This window comes from Mycobacterium sp. NGS17, assembly GCF_059813205.1.
Genome location: NZ_JCALED010000046.1, coordinates 1 through 393, shown reverse-complemented (window position 1 = coordinate 393; position 393 = coordinate 1). Strand labels below are relative to the sequence as shown.

The 393-nt window shown below is 66.9% G+C and carries 1 protein-coding gene; it reads left to right on the top strand.

Going from position 1 to position 393, the window contains the following annotated elements; all coding sequences use genetic code 11:
- Positions 1 to 61: 61 nt before the first annotated feature.
- Positions 62 to 393, top strand: a 332-nt coding sequence (locus tag AC5Y7E_RS24285; RefSeq protein WP_499950961.1) for an AMP-binding protein, incomplete at its 3' end; no start/stop codon positions are given.

Genomic DNA, 393 nt, shown 5'->3' with positions numbered 1-393 from the left:
TGTCTTCGATGCAGCCACCATCGAGGTTTTGGTAGCGCGGTTGCAACGACTGCTCACAGCCATGACCACCCAACCCGACCAACCCCTCGCCGACATCGACCTGCTCGGCCCGGCCGAGTACGCGGAGTTGGAGGTGTTGGGGAATCGCACCGCACTCACCCACCCCACCCCGACCGCAGACTCGATCTCGGCATTGTTCACCGCCCAAGCCACCCGCACCCCCGACGCAGTAGCCCTCACCTGCGGCCAACACTCGGTCACCTACCGCGAACTCGACGACACCTCCACCCGGTTGGCGCACCTACTTGCTGGCCACGGCGCCGCTCCCGGACACTGCGTCGCACTGCTGCTGCCCCGCAGCGCCGAAGCGATCACCGCCATCCTGGCCGTCCT